The organism is Phenylobacterium hankyongense, assembly GCF_003254505.1.
GTDB lineage: Bacteria > Pseudomonadota > Alphaproteobacteria > Caulobacterales > Caulobacteraceae > Phenylobacterium > Phenylobacterium hankyongense.
This window is the reverse complement of the sequence record NZ_QFYP01000031.1, coordinates 1-315: the sequence shown is the minus strand read 5'-3', so window position 1 is coordinate 315 and position 315 is coordinate 1. Positions and strand designations below refer to the sequence as shown.

The following is a 315-nucleotide window of genomic DNA, read 5'->3' as shown; positions in this document are numbered from 1 at the left end:
CCGCCTTCTTCGGCGGTCTCAGACGTTGGTGTTGCTGCGGAAGGAACCGAGGGCCTTGATAGCGCCCGCACGCAGCAGGTACTGGTGGTAGATGGCGGCCGCCGCTGCTCCGATGAATGGCCCTACCCAGAAGATCCACTGGTCATCCCACGCCTTCTCCTTGTTGTAGATGACGGCGGCACCGAAGCTCCGGGCGGGGTTGATGCCGGTGCCGGTGATGGGGATGGTGGCCAGATGGACCATGAACACCGCGAAGCCGATGGGCAGAGGAGCCAGCACCGGGACGTGGGAGTCGCGGGCATTGCGCTTGGGATC

At 64.8% G+C, this 315-nt stretch carries 1 protein-coding gene; it reads right to left on the bottom strand.

From position 1 onward, the window contains the following. Positions 1 to 18: 18 nt before the first annotated feature. On the bottom strand, positions 19 to 315 hold a 297-nt coding region (locus tag DJ021_RS18555), incomplete at its 5' end, for an aquaporin (protein WP_165837294.1).